Raw genomic sequence first — 15,675 nt, 5'->3', positions numbered from 1 at the left:
AAGGAAGGTCGGCCACTGTCACTTCGACCGATCAGCGTGCCTGCTGAGATGGCGACCTGTTGCGCTAAGATTCGGCTGATGAACGCTAAATTTTTTCTGATTGCACTCCTGCTGAGCGCCTCTGCATCGGCGCAAGGTGTTTCGCCGGCTACGACGCGTGAGGTTGGTCAGCTTTTCAAAGTCCTTGCGCAATCCAACTGCGAATTTTCCCGCAATGGGTCGTGGTACGCGGCGCCGAAAGCCAGCGAACACCTGCAGCGCAAGTACGACTACTTGCAGAAGAAGGGGCTGGTGACCTCCACAGAATCCTTTATCGAACTTGCCGCCACCAAGAGCAGCATGTCGGGCAAGCCGTACCAGGTGCGTTGCGGTGGTAATGCGCCGGTGTCGAGCCAGTCTTGGTTTACTGGCAAACTGCGCGAGTTGCGCAGACGATCTTCGGGTAGCAGCACGACTTCTACAAAACCACACATTCCCACACTGCGGTTTGATCCGCTCACCCTCAATCACTGGCAGATATGAAACTCTTTCAGGCTGATGCAGTTGCTCAAGCGATACTCATGCGGGATCCTGCGGAGCAGGAGGCCTTGCGGCTCAAGCGTGCCAAAGAGGCACAATGGCTGATTGAGCAGCGTAAAGTCGCAGGCTTAAGCCTTGCCGGCTTCGTCGCAGGTGCTGCAGTGGCACACTTTTTCGGCGAACGCTGGGTGACCGGCGGACTACTGGGTTCGCTTCTTGGTGCAGCAGCAGGTTGGATCTGGATTTCTGGGCGCAATCCGCCTGACAATTGGCTCAAGCCGAACCCGCTTCACAAGTGGGCTTAATTCACAAGTTAGGGACCGGAACAGGATTGATGCGCGGCGAGATGGAAAACTGGAAGAACGGTTGGTATGGAGTCACTCTCGGGCTATCTGCCGCGGAGATTGATCGAATGATTGGCCTTTTCGCACGACTCGGCGATGACCCAGACCAGCACTTTCATGTTTCAAGCGACTATTCGGGCTCGAGAGGACTCGGTGACATTGAGGTTTACGTCTCCGAGGAAGACTGGAGATGCGATAAGGCGGCGGCGCACGGCTGCGCAAGTAATTTCGCAACCTGCTAATTCATTTCGCACCTGTCCGTTAAAGTGCGGTGTAGCCGCCTCATAATAAGCGCTCATCTAGACCGTTGGCGGCGCTACACCTATAGATCAAACTTCGAATAAAACGCCATATCCTGCTTGCCTCTAAGAAAAAAGCATTCCAGATGCTCCGCGCCCTGCGTCCGAGGTTACTCTTCCCGAGGCGCTGCACCTGCGCCGCGTAGTCGCGCCATCCAGCTCCGCTGACCAGTCAGAATATGCCGGCATTAGATCGATGTCACATTTATTATGTTGGAGATCTCCATATAGGCTAGACGATTTACCGCATTTGTTAACCGGAGGTGGTTGGACGGTCAATTAAATTCTGACCCGCGGCCAAGCATAGCGCTCATTGGCCAAGATCCCGCCTCATTTTTAATCATGAAACAGCGCATCAACGCGGCTCTTCCAGTAAAAAAAGAAGGTCCATGCCAAACATCTGGTGTTACGGAATGGCTTTCTCCATCTGGGCTGGGAAGGTCTCGCCACAAGCTGTATTTGCGTTACCCAAACCTGATGAATTTTCCATAAGGTGAACAATATGAAGGCAGTGCTTGCACGATCCCATTCCTTGTCGTCACTCGATCACATACGCCAACCTGAATCTGGCACGGATAATAACTCCGGTTTGGCACCTGACGCGCAGCTTAACCATAGCGTCTACCGTCAGTCCGAAGACAGCAGGCTGCCAACCACCAGGCCCCCGCAGCGGCGCGGTGTAAGCCTCCGGCCAGCTAGCCCAGAGGCTGCCGGGCAAGGATCCGGCCGCACTGATAACAATGGATTGGAAACCCCACTAATGACCTCGTTAGCGGCTTTTCAAAAACCCGGGCATGTCGGCTCGGTGCGCAGGGAGTCGGGCCGACTTGTTTCTGACAACCCGGTCGTGCACGCGTTGTTATCTTTCGCGCAGGCTGACCAGCCATTCCCGTCACAGGCCGCGAGCATTGAGGGGGTCCGACTAGAGATGGTGTCGCGTCGAGACCCGGAGAAAGCGCTTGAGGAGTTCAAGGACGCATTCACGGTTGAGACGGCGCAATTGATGCCCGCCGCCGACTCGTCAGAGCGGACAGCTGAGCAAATCGATGCTGACATTCATATCCCCTTATTGCTTAAGGCGATTGAGCGGGGCTCCGCAGCATTTGGTTCAAACGCGTTGATCGAGATGGCAGACGGCAGCCAGATCAGCGCGAAAGCGTTCCTCGCCTCGTGCGCCCCCAATGTCATGTCCAATGACGATGTCCTGTCGACGTTCATCAACCAGAAACTCAAAGGGGACGAGGACCTCCAGGTTCGTCTGGGTGCACAGGAATTGCTACATGTAGCGACCAAGAAAGAATTCCAGCTCGGCGGCCTGGCTGGTAGCATCGGCGTCAGCAGCATACTCGGCTCAGCATGGGAACTCGGCGCTTCTGAACTATTGAAAAAAGCCATCTTCGGCAAAAATTTCTCGCCCAGTCAGTATGCTCTGCAATTGGCCGGGATCGATTCAGTGCCGCCTTTGATAATCGAGACCATGGACACCATGTGTGTGCTTGCAATCATCAAGGGGATGAAAGGTGAGGACTGGTCCATGCGCGACTTGCTCCCCAAGGCGATGAAAGCCGGTGCCATCTCTTCAGTTGTGTCATTCCCCAATAACGTCTTGCAGTACGCAGGCTTTAAATCAGGATTAGGTGATCTTGCGGCCAATACGACGACAACCGAAGCTGCCATTTTTGGCGCTGCTTCGGGTATTCCACCCGAAGTCAAGGAAAGCGAAGAGTTGATGCGTGCTGGATTGTTCCAGAGCATCAAGGATGGCGTGATGGCGCATCCCGGCGAGAACATGGGCCCGGAGGAGGCCATTGAGCAGATGACGCGCCATGCGCTCGATATTGCTCCCGGCGAGAGCACCGCTGTCAAGTCTATGGGGCTGGCATCCATTGTCGGGATGATCCCGCTGATCGCCAGCGACAAAGCCACAGGATTGCTCTCGGAAAAGGTGCTACGTATCTTCCGGAGCGCCGTCTTCAATCCGATCGAAGCCATCGCTCTGAACGCGCTGGCGCTTGGCGGACGCGTGCATGTTCCTGGGCTATTCGAATCCGACAATGCCAAGCACGCGCGCGTTGTGCAAACCATTCTGACGCGAGCAAGCGAGCACATGGAAAGCGGGGCACGGGAAATTACCGCAGAAGAGTTGCATCAGATTTTGGCTCCCAGGAGCGAGTTCCTTCGTCATGTAGGAACCGCGATTGTCAAAGGCATGAATGCAAGCTTCGAGGCCCTTCCCGCCCTGGCCCGTAAACTTGGATATGGCGAAACTCCTTTGGCCGAACGTATTCCGTATCAGGACCTGGCTGTGTCTGATACATCGCACCAACCCGCACCCTGAGCCGTAATCCACGGGATAGCCAGGGTTGCGATCAGTGGTTGGAGGGTCATTGGGAGACCTTGCTCCGCAGCTTCGAGGGATGCACGGCGCTGGCGAAGTCAGCGCCGTTGCCTGCTGCCTAATCCAACAAGAGCGGTAGAGTACCTAGCACAACAACTGCAAATGGTTGTGCTAGGCATCTCAAGGCGTGCTACCAAGTTGTTTGCAACTCGGCCCAACTTGGGTTGACAGCGCTTACGCCATCGCTTCGTCGGCATCCAGCGCGACCGCCGGCTGCTGCGCATGATCGAAGCGTTCGCGTGCGGAGCGAATGGCCGCATGGTTCTCGCCTGCCCAGTTGAGCAACTGCGAGATCGGGCCGAGCAGCGCCACGCCAAGCTTGGACAAGGCATATTCCACGCTGGGCGGCTTGGTGGCGTAGACCTTGCGGGTGATCATGCCGTTGCGCTCGAGGTTGCGCAGGGTCTGGGTCAGCATCCGCTTGGAGATGTCCGGCACGGCACGCTGGATGGCGCTGAAGCGGGAGGGCCCGGGGATCAACGTCAGCAGGATCAGCATGGTCCATTTGTCGCCGATCTGATCGAGCACATCGCGCACCGGGCACTTGGTGGCGTCGAAGGGCATGCCTTGCAGGGACGGCGGCGGTGGAAACAGAGCAATCGCGTTCACGGGGGTATCTCACGGTAACCAGGGGGAAGAAAACTGCCTCCTTGTGGAGGATCGAACGGCCCTGATAATGAGTGCGCGGACCTAGAGTCTAGATAGTAGACCACACCTCTTATCAATACCAACTGGAGTTCACCATGGCACACACTTCCCCCCTGATCCTCGTCACCGGCGCCAGCGGGCAGTTGGGCGCGTTGGTCGTCGAAGCCTTGCTAGAGCGTGTGCCAGCGGCACGCATCGTAGCAACGGCCCGCGATACTGCGTCACTCGCAAAGTTCGCAAAACGCGACATCAGCGTGCGTCGCGCCGACTATGCAGACCCGCAGAGCCTGGATGAGGCCTTCGCCGGGGTGGGCCGCGTGCTGCTGGTGTCGTCCAATGCGGTGGGCGAACGCGTGCCGCAGCACCGCAACGTGATCGAGGCGGCCAAGCGTGCCGGGGTGGAATTGCTGGCCTATACGAGCGTGCTGCACGCCGATACCAGCATGCTGTCGCTGGCACCCGAGCATGTCGCCACCGAAGCGCTGCTGCGCGAGAGCGGCGTGCCGCATGTGCTGCTGCGCAATGGTTGGTACACCGAGAACTACACCGGCTCGATCGCGGCCGAAGTGGCGCATGGCGCGGTGATCGGTAGCGCTGGCGAGGGCAAGATCAGTGCGGCCACGCGTGCCGATTACGCCGCAGCCGCCGCAGCGGTGCTGGCCACCGACACACCGCAGGCCGGCAAGGTCTACGAGCTGGCCGGCGATACCGCCTTCACCATGGCCGACTATGCCGCCGAGCTGGCGCAGCAGTCCGGCAAGCCAGTGGCCTATCACGATCTGCCCGAAGCCGACTATGCGGCGGCGCTGGTGCAGATCGGCTTGCCGGCTCCGTTCGCCCAGGTGCTGGCGCAGTGCTCGGCGTCCTCGCGCGGCGGCAGCCTGTTCGACGACAGCCACACCTTGAGCGGGTTGATCGGCCGCCCGACCACCTCGCTGCACGATGCGGTGGCTGCGGCATTGGCGGCTGCGCCTTCGGCAGGCTGACCGGTGTGATCGACCGAAGCCGGGCACAGGCCCGCTTCGGTCGGTGTAGCGCCGTGCAAGCGGCGCATGGACCTTGCGTGCGGTGATCGGCGCAGATGCGGTCAGTGCGCAGGCACTGCGGCGGCCGTGTGCTCCAGGCCCAACCCAGTTCCAGGCACACCCGAGCACCGAACACGCTTGGCAGGCTGCGTGGTCGCCTCTCGGGTCGTGCCTCTGTCATGCCTTCACTTCATTGCCGCGTGGAAAGCAGCAGCACCGGCGCCGTGCAAGACGCGCGCCCCCAGTCGCAAGGCATCCAAGATGCGACCTGATGCCCGATCCGCACGCGATCCCGCCAGCGGCAGGCTAGAACCTGCGCGGACCGGCTCGCCTCGCATTCGTCGCATAACTGACATCGGCTGGACACGCTGCTGACACAGGTATGCGTACGCAGGCGCGGTCGATGTCACCAAACTGACATCAAATCTAAATATAACTGCTGCCATTGCCGCTACGTCAGGACGACCTGGGCGCCTGGCAGGCGCTCAGACGCCATGTTCGCCGCCCCGGTTGGGGGCAGCCGCAGGCCTGACGCTGCCGCCGACCCGTTTCCCTTGCACGAGCCGGACCCATGAAAAAACGCAATCTCGCCACCGTCCTGTGCGCCCTCAGCGCGACCGCCAGCGGCAGTACGCTGGCCGCCGAGCTGGAGTTGTACGTCGACCGCAAGACCAAGCAGATCTTCGCCGAGCCGGCACCGGGGCGCGACAAGCTGGGCAAGTTCGTGCAGGTGGACGAGAACGGCAAGCTGCCGGCCTCGGCACTGCCTGCCGCGCCGGCATTGCCGCCACCGCCCGCCGCGCCAGTGGCGGCCGACACCGCCATCGCCCAGACCGCGCCCGCACCCGTGCCGGCAGCAGCGCCGGCCAAGCCCGGCGAGGCCGGCAAGAAGTGGTACGACAAGCTGAGCCTGCGCGGCTACACCCAGATCCGCTACAACCAGGGCATCGGCGGCGACGCGCAAGACCTGCGTGCGCCGGGCGACCGCTTTATCGGTAACGACCAGAGCCTGGGCATCCGGCGCGCGCGTCTGGTGCTGAGCGGCGATCTCAACGAGCATGTGTCGCTGTACTTCCAGCCGGATTTTGCGAGCACGCCGACCGGCTCGACCACCTCCAACTTCGCCCAGCTGCGCGATGCGTATGCCGATATCTACTTCGACAAGAAGCGCGAATACCGCGTGCGTGTGGGCCAGTCGAAGATGCCGTACGGCTGGGAAAACCTGCAGTCCAGCCAGAACCGTCTCACGCTGGATCGTGCCGACGCGCTCAACTCCGGCCTGCGCGACGAACGCGATATCGGTGCGGTGTTCTATTACAGCCCCACCGTGGCCAAGGGCCGCTTTCAGGATATGGTCAAGTCGGGCCTGAAGGGCTCGGGCGATTACGGCGTGATCGGCGCCGGCGTCTACAACGGCCAGGGCGCCAACCGCGCCGAACGCAACGACGGCATGCATGCGGTGGTGCACGCCACCTACCCGTTCAAATTCGCCAATGGCCAGTATCTGGAAGTGGGCGCCGATGCCTACAGCGGCCGCTTCGTGCCGACTGCGGCGGCGGTGAATATCGGCGGCCGCAGTTTCACCCCGGCCATCACCGACCCGAACGGCTACACCGACCAACGCGTGGCCGCGCACATCATTTACTACCCGCAGCCATTCGGTTTGCAGGCCGAGTGGACGGTGGGTCGCGGCCCGGAGCTGGATGTCGCGCAGCGGCGTATCCGTACCCGTTCGCTGAGCGGCGGTTACGTGCAGGCGATGTTCAAGCACGACTTCAATTATGGCACCCTGCTGCCGTACCTGAAGTGGCAAACCTACCGCGGCGGCTCCAAGTTCGACACCAATGCGCCGCGCATGCGCCTGGACGAAGTGGAAGCCGGCGTCGAGTGGCAACCGATGGATGCGCTGGAACTGGTATTCGCGTATTCGAAGATGAAGCGCACCGACGTCACCACTGCGCCGTATCCGGTGGTGGAAGGCGATCTGCTGCGGCTGCAGTTGCAGGTCAATTATTGATCGCTGCAACCCGATGGAAGACAAACAAGCCCCCGCATGCGGGGGCTTGTTTGTTAGTGCGGTGCCGGTCTCGGTCGCCCGTTGCAGCGGCGGGATAGCGTTCGCATCGGCCCGCATTCCTTCGGCCGCTGATCTACGCAAGCATCAGCGCGCTACCGCGCCGACAGTTCTGCGCGAATGATGTCTGCGCCTGCACTGAGGGCACTGAGCTTGCCTCGTGCAACGTGGCGGGCGAGCGGCGCCATCCCGCAGTTGGTGGACGGGTAGAGCTTGTCGGCGTCGACAAACCGAAGCGCTTTGCGCAGCGTATCGGCCACCTCCTGCGGTGTTTCGATCGTGTTGCTCGCCACGTCGATGGCACCGACCATCACCTTCTTGCCGCGAACGAGTTCGATCAGATCGATCGGCACATGCGAGTTGTGGCACTCCAGCGAGATGATGTCGATATTGGATGTCTGCAGCTTGGGGAACGACTCTTCGTACTGACGCCACTCCGACCCCAGCGTCTGCTTCCAGTCGGTATTGGCCTTGATGCCGTAGCCATAGCAGATATGGACGGCGGTCTCGCACTTTAGCCCTTCGATGGCCCGTTCAAGGGTGGCAACGCCCCAGTCGTTGACCTCGTCGAAGAAGACATTGAAGGCCGGCTCATCGAACTGGATGATGTCCACGCCAGCAGCCTCGAGCTCCCTGGCTTCCTGATTGAGGATCTTCGCAAACTCCCATGCCAGCTTTTCGCGGCTTTTGTAGTGCGCATCAAAGAGGGTATCGATCATCGTCATGGGACCAGGCAGCGCCCATTTGATCGGCTGCCGGGTTTGCTGGCGCAGGAACTTGGCATCGTCGACGAAGACGGACTTCGGGCGGCTCACCGCGCCAACGACGGTCGGGACGCTGGCGTCATAGCGATCGCGGATCCTGACCGTCTCGCGCTTTTCGAAATCCACACCGCTGAGATGTTCGATGAAGGTGGTGACGAAATGCTGGCGGGTCTGCTCGCCGTCGCTCACGATATCGATGCCGGCGTGCTGCTGTTCCTGCAGCGACAAGCGCAATGCGTCCTGCTTGCCTTCGATCAGTTCCTCGTCCTGCAGCTTCCAGGGAGACCAGAGTTTTTCGGGCTGCGCGAGCCAGGATGGCTTGGGCAGGCTACCGGCGGTTGAGGTGGGGAGCAGCTTATTCATGATGAGTGATGTCTTGCGTTCGTGTTGATTAGACAGCGTGGCTGGAGGCCCACTGCTCGAGAATGTTCCCGTAGGGCTTGATGAAGTGCTCCTGCGTGAATTTGCCCTGCGTCACCGCGAGCTGACTGCGCTCTTCGCGGTCGTAGACGATCTGGGTAGACGAGTAATCCTGATGCTTCAGGCTCGGCTGGTAGATGGCCCCTGCTGCGGAATTGGCGTTGTAGATCTCTGGCCGGTAAATCTTCTGGAACGTCTCCATGGTGCTGATGGTGCCGATCAGCTCGAGATTGGTGTAGTCGTTCAGCAGGTCGCCGAGAAAGTAAAACGCCAACGGGGCGACACTGTTCGGCGGCATGAAATAGCGCACCTGCAGGCCCATTTTCTCGAAATACCGATCCGTCAATGACCCTTCGTCCTGCCGGTATTCGATGCCCAGGATAGGGTGCTGGTTTCCGGTGCGGTGATAGACCTTGCTGCTGGAGACGCTGATGCAGATGACCGGCGGCTTGGCGAACCGCGCCTTGTAGGCGTCCGAGTGCACGAAGTGCTTGAACAGCTTGCCATGCAGGCTGCCGAACTCCGCCGGCAGGCTGAAGTTGGACGCGTCCTGATTGTGCGCTGGCAGCAGCACGCTGAAATCGTAGTCGCGCACATAGGAGGAAAAATTATTCCCTGCAATGCCGTCGATGCGCGCGCCGGTCGTTTTATCGAGGATGCTGGGTTTCAATATCTCGATCAGCGGAAATGCATCGCCTGCTTGAAATCCATCACCTGCTTCGCTCCCACCGATCTTCATCTCGACAGAGATGATTTCGAGTTCGACCGCGTAGCGGTCAAGCGTGGGGTTATCCCAATGCGCCAGGTCGTTGAAGCGGTTGTTAATCATCGCCAGCGTGTTACGCAGATTTTCCTGACGACGCTGCCCCCTGGCCAGGTTGGCAAAGTTGGTCGTGTTGCGCGTATTGGCCGCGGGACGGTAGTCCTCATCGAACCAAAGGCTCTTGATGCTGAAGGTCAATTCTTGAGTCATTGCAAGCTGACGCCTTGTTTCGAGATTAAATACGAGCGCACTTTTCAGCGGAGCTGTTGATGCCTGCTGGATGGAAGCCGGAACTCTGGATCGGCGGGCCATCGCCAACGGATCCGGTGGCCGAAGAGGGCGTGGTGGCCCGCCAGGCAACCGTGGGCGGGATGGCCCTCAGGCCGCTGCGACTTTTTCTGCGGCGATGGCACCTGCCTGCCGCGTCAATGCGATCAGCGGCAATGCCCGCTGCACCGCCAGCCTGGCGCGCTCGGCCAGCGCCTCGTTGTGCACGCGGTAATCCAGAAAATCCCGGTCGGTGGCGTAGACGCCCAGCGGCAAGGTGCGTGCCTGGAAGAAACTGAAAAGCGGCCGCAGCTGGTGGTCGATCACCAACGCATGGCGGTCGCTGCCGCCGGTTGCAGCCAACAGCACGGGCGTGTCGATCAAGGCGTCCTGATGGATGAAGTCGAAGAAGTGCTTGAACAGCCCGGTGAAGGAGCCGCGATAGACCGGTGTTGTCACCACCAGCACGTCGGCCTGCTCCACGGCGATCAGTTCCTGCTCCACCGTTGCGGGCAGCTGCGAGCGCCAGACCGCCCCGGCGAACTGCGGTGCCAACGCCCCGAGTTCGACCAGATGCTGCTCGCACGGCACTGCATCGGCGATCAGGGCCAGCAGATGCTCGGCCAGGGCGACGGCCTTGGACGGGCGTTGCATCCCGCCGGAGACCGCGACGACGCGGAGGGGTGTGGCACGTTGACAGTCATGCAGGTGGACCTAGAACGACGAACCCCGATGCTAGGGCTCGCATTCAATGAAGTAAAATGGTGTTATTTCAACAATCCATGAATTCGGATCATCTGAATGCTTGAGCGCATCCATCTCACCATCGTCCAGCAGGTCGAGCAGCAAGGCTCGCTGACGGCCGCCGCCGGCGTGTTGAACCTGACCCAGTCGGCGCTGAGCCACAGCATGAAAAAGCTGGAGCAGCAGCTGGGCACCGACGTCTGGCTGCGCGAGGGGCGCAGCCTGCGGCTGACCCAGGCTGGCCAGTATCTGCTGGCGGTGGCCAACCGGGTATTGCCGCAACTGGACCTGGCCGAAGAGCGCCTGGGGCAGTTTGCGCAGGGCGAACGCGGTGCGTTGCGCATCGGTATGGAATGCCATCCCTGCTACCAGTGGCTGCTCAAGCTGGTGGCGCCCTATCTGGCCACCTGGCCGGATGTGGATGTGGACGTCAAGCAGAAGTTCCAGTTCGGCGGCATTGGCGCGCTGTTCGGCTACGAGATCGATCTGCTGGTCACGCCCGACCCGCTGTACAAGCCCGGGCTGCGGTTCGAGCCGGTGTTCGACTACGAGCAGGTGCTGGTCGTGGCCAGCGGCCATGCGCTGGCGTCGGCTGCCTACGTCAAGCCGCAGCAGCTGACACGCGAGGTGCTCATCAGCTATCCCGTGGACCTTGAGCGGCTGGACATCTACAGCCAGTTCCTGCTACCGGCCGGTGTCACGCCCAGGCGCCACAAGGCCATCGAAACCACCGACATCATGATGCAGATGGTGGCCAGCGGCCGCGGCGTCGCCGCCATGCCACGCTGGCTGGTGGAGGAATATGCCTCCAGGATGGACGTGGTGCCGGTCCGGCTGGGTGCACGCGGCATCCCCAAACAGATTTTCCTGGGGGCACGCGAGGCAGATATCGCCATCGACTACCTGCGCGCTTTCATCGAACTGGCGCGCGCGCCTGGCAATGCCAATGCCACAGCCAATACCAACACCAACCAATACGCCGGGAGCCAACTGATGGACAGCATCGCCACGCGCACTCCACTTCCACTGCCTGCCGGCCACGACAAGGTCTTGTTGCATTCCTGCTGCGCGCCGTGCTCTGGCGAGGTGATGGAGGCCATGCTGGCTTCCGGCGTCGACTACACCATTTTCTTCTACAACCCCAACATTCATCCGCGCAAGGAGTACGAGCTGCGCAAGGACGAGAACATCCGCTTTGCCGAGCAGTTCGGCGTGCCCTTCATCGATGCCGACTACGATCGGGACAACTGGTTCGAACGGGCACGCGGGATGGAAAACGAACCCGAACGCGGCGTGCGTTGCACCATGTGCTTTGACATGCGGTTTGAACGCACCGCACTGTATGCGCACGAACATGGCTTCCCGGTGATCACCAGTTCGCTGGGCATCTCACGCTGGAAAAACATGCAGCAGATCAACGACTGCGGCGTCCGCGCTGCGGCCAAATATCCCGGCCTGCTGTACTGGGAGTACAACTGGCGCAAGGGCGGTGGCTCCTCGCGCATGATCGAGATCAGCAAGCGCGAGAACTTCTATCAGCAGGAATACTGCGGCTGCGTCTACTCCCTGCGCGACACCAATCGGCACCGCGTGGAAAGCGGGCGCAATCGCATTCAACTGGGTGTGAAATTCTACGGCGATGGGGAACAGGAAGACTGAGTGCCTCGCCAGGGCAACAACGCCACCGGGATTTTAGTGCGTTCCATGGCGCCCTTCCCGCTCGATCAGAGCTGATGTACCTATACCACCCAATCACCACCAAAGCACGGCAAAACATCTTGATTTATCCGGATACGCCCAGCCTCGCCAGCACCATTACCGACGCTTATTCGTTGGAGGTCGGCGCAACCGACATGCCCGCGCTGGCCGCAGCGGCGCCGCGGATCTTGCGTGGCTCAACCATTGCCATCCCCTACCTGCCCAGCCAGAACGACGACGCGCGACTGGCCGCCGCACAGACGGTGCGCACCCTCGGCTTCGCGCCCATGCCGCACCTTTCCGCGCGCCGCATCGCCTCGCTCGATGCGTTGCACGCCTTCGTCGGGCGTGCCGTCGATGAAGCCGGCGTTGAGCGCTGCCTGGTGATCGCGGGTGATGCGCCCTCTGCGATCGGGCCGTTTTCGGACAGCGTGTCGCTGATCGATACAGGTGTTTTCGAGCGCTCGGGCATCACCACCATCGGCGTGGCGGGACATCCGGAAGGACATCCGGGCATGCCTGCAACCGATCAATGGGATGTGCTGGAACGCAAGTGTCGCAGCATCGCCGAGCGCGGCATGGCGCCGCTGATCGTCACCCAATTCGCGTTCGATGCCGACATCGTGCTGACGTGGCTGGAAGCGCTGCGCGCGCGTGGCATTGCACATCCCGTGCGTGTGGGCGTTCCCGGTCCTGCCGGCGTCGCGGTGCTCGCGCGCTATGCCGCACGCTGCGGTGTCGGTGCATGCGCATCGATGCTGTCCAAGTACGGCATCTCGATCGGCAAGCTGTTCGGTAGCGCGGGGCCGGATCGTTTTGTGGATCGCCTCGCCACCGGCCTCACTGACGCGCATGGAGACGTGAGCCTGCACTTCTTTCCCTTCGGCGGCATTGCACAGTCTGTCGCGTGGGTAGAGCAGTATCGCTCCCGCAGCGCGGCCCACATCTTGTCGACCTCGGCATCGCGAAGATCGCAATAGATTTCGCACGGTAGTCTGCAGTCCGTGCGGACTAAGACCCGTAGAGTTCGGCGGTCAACAGCGACCGCAGACTTACAGTTTTAGTTGGTACGGAAGTGTGGATCGTCGACATGTCCACGACCTGGATCACAGTCCGTACTATTCATTTATGTGGGTTTGTTGGCTGCGCGTGAGGTGCTGCAGCGCACAGCAGACCTGTCACAAGCGCGCGGTATAACCATCGGCGAATCGCGGCGAGGGGGCGCTGCATCCGGTGTCGTTGCCATGCGCAGCGGCATTGCTTCGCAACGTTCAAGGAGAGATGTCGCCATGCCGAAGCCGTCGCTATTGTCGTTACTATGCAGCCTCTCGCTTGTGTCCCTGCCGCTTGCGGCGGCGGAGCTGCAGCCCAAACAACTGGCTGGCCCACCGGAGGAGTTCGCGCAGATGCGCGCACCCGATCCGGCCGAGTCGGCGATTCTGTCCAAGAGCGCGTTACTACCGGTGGAATTGACGCCGGCCGGTAAATCGGCGCGTTGGCAAGGCACCTTGCCGGTGGAAAACGGCCACCTGCGTTTCATGGTGTTGGCCGGCGATCAGCTGTGGGATGCGGCAGTGACTGCACCACGCGTTGCCGGCGCGCGTGCCGCTGCCGTTGCACCGCAACTGCAGGCACAACGCACATTGCTGGGCAGCGCAGAGAGTGGCACCAGCGGCATGCGTTACGCAGTGGAATCCGCGCAGAACGGTGCATGGTCGCTGACCCTGCAATCGGCATCGCCGGTGGCGCAACGCGGCTATGTCTTGATGGAAGGCGATGCACGCACGCAGTTGGCTTCGTATGCGCGCAATCGTCGCCAGCAGGTGGGTCAATCGCTGACGCTCAATGCGCTGCTCAGCGGCAACGATGCGCGCGGGGCGACCTTGCTTGCCGCGCAGGCTGGGCAGATCGAGACAGCCAGCCTGCGTGTGATCGATCCGCAAGGCGGCATCCGCACGCTGCCGATGGCCGATGACGGGCAACACGACGATGGCGCAGCCGGCGATGGCGTGTATGGCGGTACATTTCAACCGAGTAGTGAGGGCACCTGGATCGCACAGGTGATCGTGCGTGGTCACGACCAGGCCGGGCAGCCGTTCGTGCGCACCAGCGAGCATGTGTTGCCGGTGCTGGATACCTCGTTGCGTCTGCTTGGCAATGCACTGAGCGCACGTGCTGCCGATGGCACGCGGCTCAACATTGGCTTACCCATTGCCGCGCGCGGCAAGGCGCCGTCGCACTACCGCGTGTTCGGCCAGGTGTGGGGCACCGATGCCAAAGGCAAGGAGGTGCCGGTGGCGTGGATCGGCGGCATGCTGACGCTGCAACAAGGCCAGCTGCCATTGAGCCTGGACGAACGCTGGATTGCACGTGCCGGTGCGCGTGCGCCGTTTAGCGTGCGTGGGCTGCGTATCGAAGATCCGGACCATTACATCCCGCTGGTGCAGGCCGACACGCTGCCGTTGCAGCTGCCCGCGTTACGGCGTGCCAGCATCGCGCGGTCTGCCGGTGCGATCGACGAAAGCATGCGTATGGGGCCGCGTCCGACTGCGTTGGCCAGTGCCAGTGCAATGGCGCAGCCGCAGGCCGCCGGCTCGCAACTGGTGCTGGTGCACGGCTATTGCTCCAACGGCGTGTGGCCGCAGGCGCAATTCACCAATGCCTCGTCGTTTATCGATGCCAAACAAAACCGCAGCAACGACCAGTTCGCGCAGCGGTTGGCGCAGTTCGCCAGCCAGTGGTCTTCGTTCGCCACGGTGGCGCACAGCCAGGGCGGCATGGCCGCGCTGCATCTGTATACCTACTACTGGAGCGGGCTGGATAACGCCAGCGGTGGGCGGGTGATGCAGTCGGTGGGCACGCCGTATCAGGGCACCGACCTGTCGGGCATTCTGGCGGCGGTGGGTTCGTGGTTCGGGGTGGGTTGCGGCACCAATACCGACATGACCTACGACGGCGCGAAGGCGTGGCTGGCCGGCATTCCGGCCGATGCGCGGGCCAAGGTCAACTACTACACGACCTCGTTCGCCAAGACCAACTGGTACACCAACGACTACTGCAACGCGGCCTCGGATCTTGTGTTGAACGACCCGGAAGATGGCACGGTGGAGCAGGTCAACGCGCAGCTGCCGGGCGGCGTCAATCGCGGCCACACCACGGGGCAATGCCACACCACCGGCATGCGCGATCCGGCGCAGTATCTGGCTGCCAGCCGCAATGCGGTGATGAACGCCAACGCAGCGAAGTGATGCGGTTGTAGCGGTGTGCAATGCGATGGCCGGCGTCTGCGTCGCCATCGCGGCATGCGGGGGAACACGTAGCGTGTTGGCGGCCGACACAACTCCTACGTTCACCAAATTTGATTCCTCCTCCCCTTGAAGGTAACGAGGTCCCAAAGGGTGCTTGATCCCTTCTCCCGCCGGGAGAAGGTGCCCCGCAGGGGCGGATGAGGGTACGGGCGAATCCTCTCAATTCTCATCTCACTCTCGTGTGGCTTCGCTCCGTACCCTCGCCCCAACCCCTCTCCCGAGGGGAGAGGGGCTTTGGTTGTCTTGAAAGGTGATTGAACGGTGTGGGTGCGTGGGTTTTAGAGCGGATGATTTGCGGGTTTGCTGCAGGGCCCTTGCCCGCCCACCATCGCGGGACACGCTGCAAGTACGTCCTTGTAAGCTCTTACGCGGCATCCATGCCGCGTAAGGTCCCGCGACGGTGG

Annotated in this window: 12 protein-coding genes and 1 pseudogene; 9 read left to right on the top strand and 4 right to left on the bottom strand. The window is 61.4% G+C overall.

Going from position 1 to position 15,675, the window contains the following annotated elements; all coding sequences use genetic code 11:
* Positions 1 to 78: 78 nt before the first annotated feature.
* The 3 genes from NDY25_RS12695 to xopB all read left to right on the top strand — a co-directional run bounded on the left by NDY25_RS12695 (position 79) and on the right by xopB (position 3,500).
* The gene (locus NDY25_RS12695; protein ID WP_256627479.1) at positions 79 to 522 is read left to right on the top strand and encodes a YfeK family protein; all 444 of its coding nucleotides are present in this window, start codon (positions 79 to 81) and stop codon (positions 520 to 522) included.
* Positions 519 to 824: a hypothetical protein gene (locus tag NDY25_RS12690; protein WP_168959766.1), complete on the top strand. Its 306-nt coding sequence runs from the start codon at positions 519 to 521 to the stop codon at positions 822 to 824. Before NDY25_RS12695 ends, NDY25_RS12690 begins: the two co-directional genes overlap by 4 nt.
* Before the next feature lie 1,098 nt (positions 825 to 1,922).
* A complete protein-coding gene (gene xopB, locus NDY25_RS12685) occupies positions 1,923 to 3,500 on the top strand; it encodes a XopB/HopD1 family type III secretion system effector (RefSeq protein ID WP_168959765.1) in 1,578 nt (525 codons plus the stop codon).
* A 234-nt stretch (positions 3,501 to 3,734) separates the two neighbouring features.
* Here the strand turns inward: xopB and NDY25_RS12680 are convergent, their stop codons facing one another.
* Positions 3,735 to 4,169 (bottom strand): winged helix-turn-helix transcriptional regulator, encoded by a 435-nt coding sequence (locus NDY25_RS12680; RefSeq protein ID WP_039513244.1) that lies wholly within the window; start codon positions 4,167 to 4,169, stop codon positions 3,735 to 3,737.
* Positions 4,170 to 4,303: 134 nt separating this feature from the next.
* Between NDY25_RS12680 and NDY25_RS12675 the strand changes: the two genes are divergently transcribed.
* Both NDY25_RS12675 and NDY25_RS12670 read left to right on the top strand, forming a co-directional pair.
* Positions 4,304 to 5,194 (top strand): SDR family oxidoreductase, encoded by an 891-nt coding sequence (locus NDY25_RS12675; RefSeq protein ID WP_168959764.1) that lies wholly within the window; start codon positions 4,304 to 4,306, stop codon positions 5,192 to 5,194.
* 610 nt (positions 5,195 to 5,804) lie between these two features.
* A complete protein-coding gene (locus NDY25_RS12670; protein WP_168959763.1) occupies positions 5,805 to 7,250 on the top strand; it encodes an OprO/OprP family phosphate-selective porin in 1,446 nt (481 codons plus the stop codon).
* Positions 7,251 to 7,402: 152 nt separating this feature from the next.
* On the opposite strand, the gene NDY25_RS12665 is transcribed toward NDY25_RS12670, so the two are convergent.
* The 3 genes from NDY25_RS12665 to msuE all read right to left on the bottom strand — a co-directional run bounded on the left by NDY25_RS12665 (position 7,403) and on the right by msuE (position 10,175).
* Entirely contained in the window at positions 7,403 to 8,434 is a 1,032-nt protein-coding gene (locus NDY25_RS12665) for a methionine synthase (RefSeq protein ID WP_168959762.1), read from the bottom strand.
* A 28-nt stretch (positions 8,435 to 8,462) separates the two neighbouring features.
* The gene (locus NDY25_RS12660) at positions 8,463 to 9,464 is read right to left on the bottom strand and encodes a DUF1852 domain-containing protein (protein WP_168959770.1); all 1,002 of its coding nucleotides are present in this window, start codon (positions 9,462 to 9,464) and stop codon (positions 8,463 to 8,465) included.
* 168 nt (positions 9,465 to 9,632) lie between these two features.
* Positions 9,633 to 10,175, bottom strand: a complete 543-nt coding sequence (gene msuE, locus NDY25_RS12655) for an FMN reductase (RefSeq protein WP_256627478.1) — start codon at positions 10,173 to 10,175, stop codon at positions 9,633 to 9,635.
* Between the two features lie 147 nt (positions 10,176 to 10,322).
* Here msuE and NDY25_RS12650 point away from each other — a divergent pair.
* From NDY25_RS12650 to NDY25_RS12635, 4 genes and pseudogenes are all read left to right on the top strand, one after another.
* Positions 10,323 to 11,216 (top strand): annotated as a pseudogene (locus tag NDY25_RS12650) (LysR family transcriptional regulator); the annotation flags it as partial.
* Between the two features lie 42 nt (positions 11,217 to 11,258).
* Complete coding sequence (locus NDY25_RS12645) at positions 11,259 to 11,924, top strand: epoxyqueuosine reductase QueH (protein WP_104551064.1); 666 nt, start codon at positions 11,259 to 11,261, stop codon at positions 11,922 to 11,924.
* Between the two features lie 119 nt (positions 11,925 to 12,043).
* Entirely contained in the window at positions 12,044 to 12,943 is a 900-nt protein-coding gene (locus NDY25_RS12640; protein WP_168959759.1) for a methylenetetrahydrofolate reductase, read from the top strand.
* A 309-nt stretch (positions 12,944 to 13,252) separates the two neighbouring features.
* Complete coding sequence (locus tag NDY25_RS12635) at positions 13,253 to 15,211, top strand: choice-of-anchor X domain-containing protein (protein WP_168959758.1); 1,959 nt, start codon at positions 13,253 to 13,255, stop codon at positions 15,209 to 15,211.
* Positions 15,212 to 15,675: the final 464 nt, after the last annotated feature.

The organism is Xanthomonas hortorum pv. pelargonii (genome assembly GCF_024499015.1).
Taxonomy (GTDB): Bacteria; Pseudomonadota; Gammaproteobacteria; order Xanthomonadales; family Xanthomonadaceae; genus Xanthomonas; species Xanthomonas hortorum_B.
This window is presented reverse-complemented; position numbering and strand designations above follow the sequence as displayed.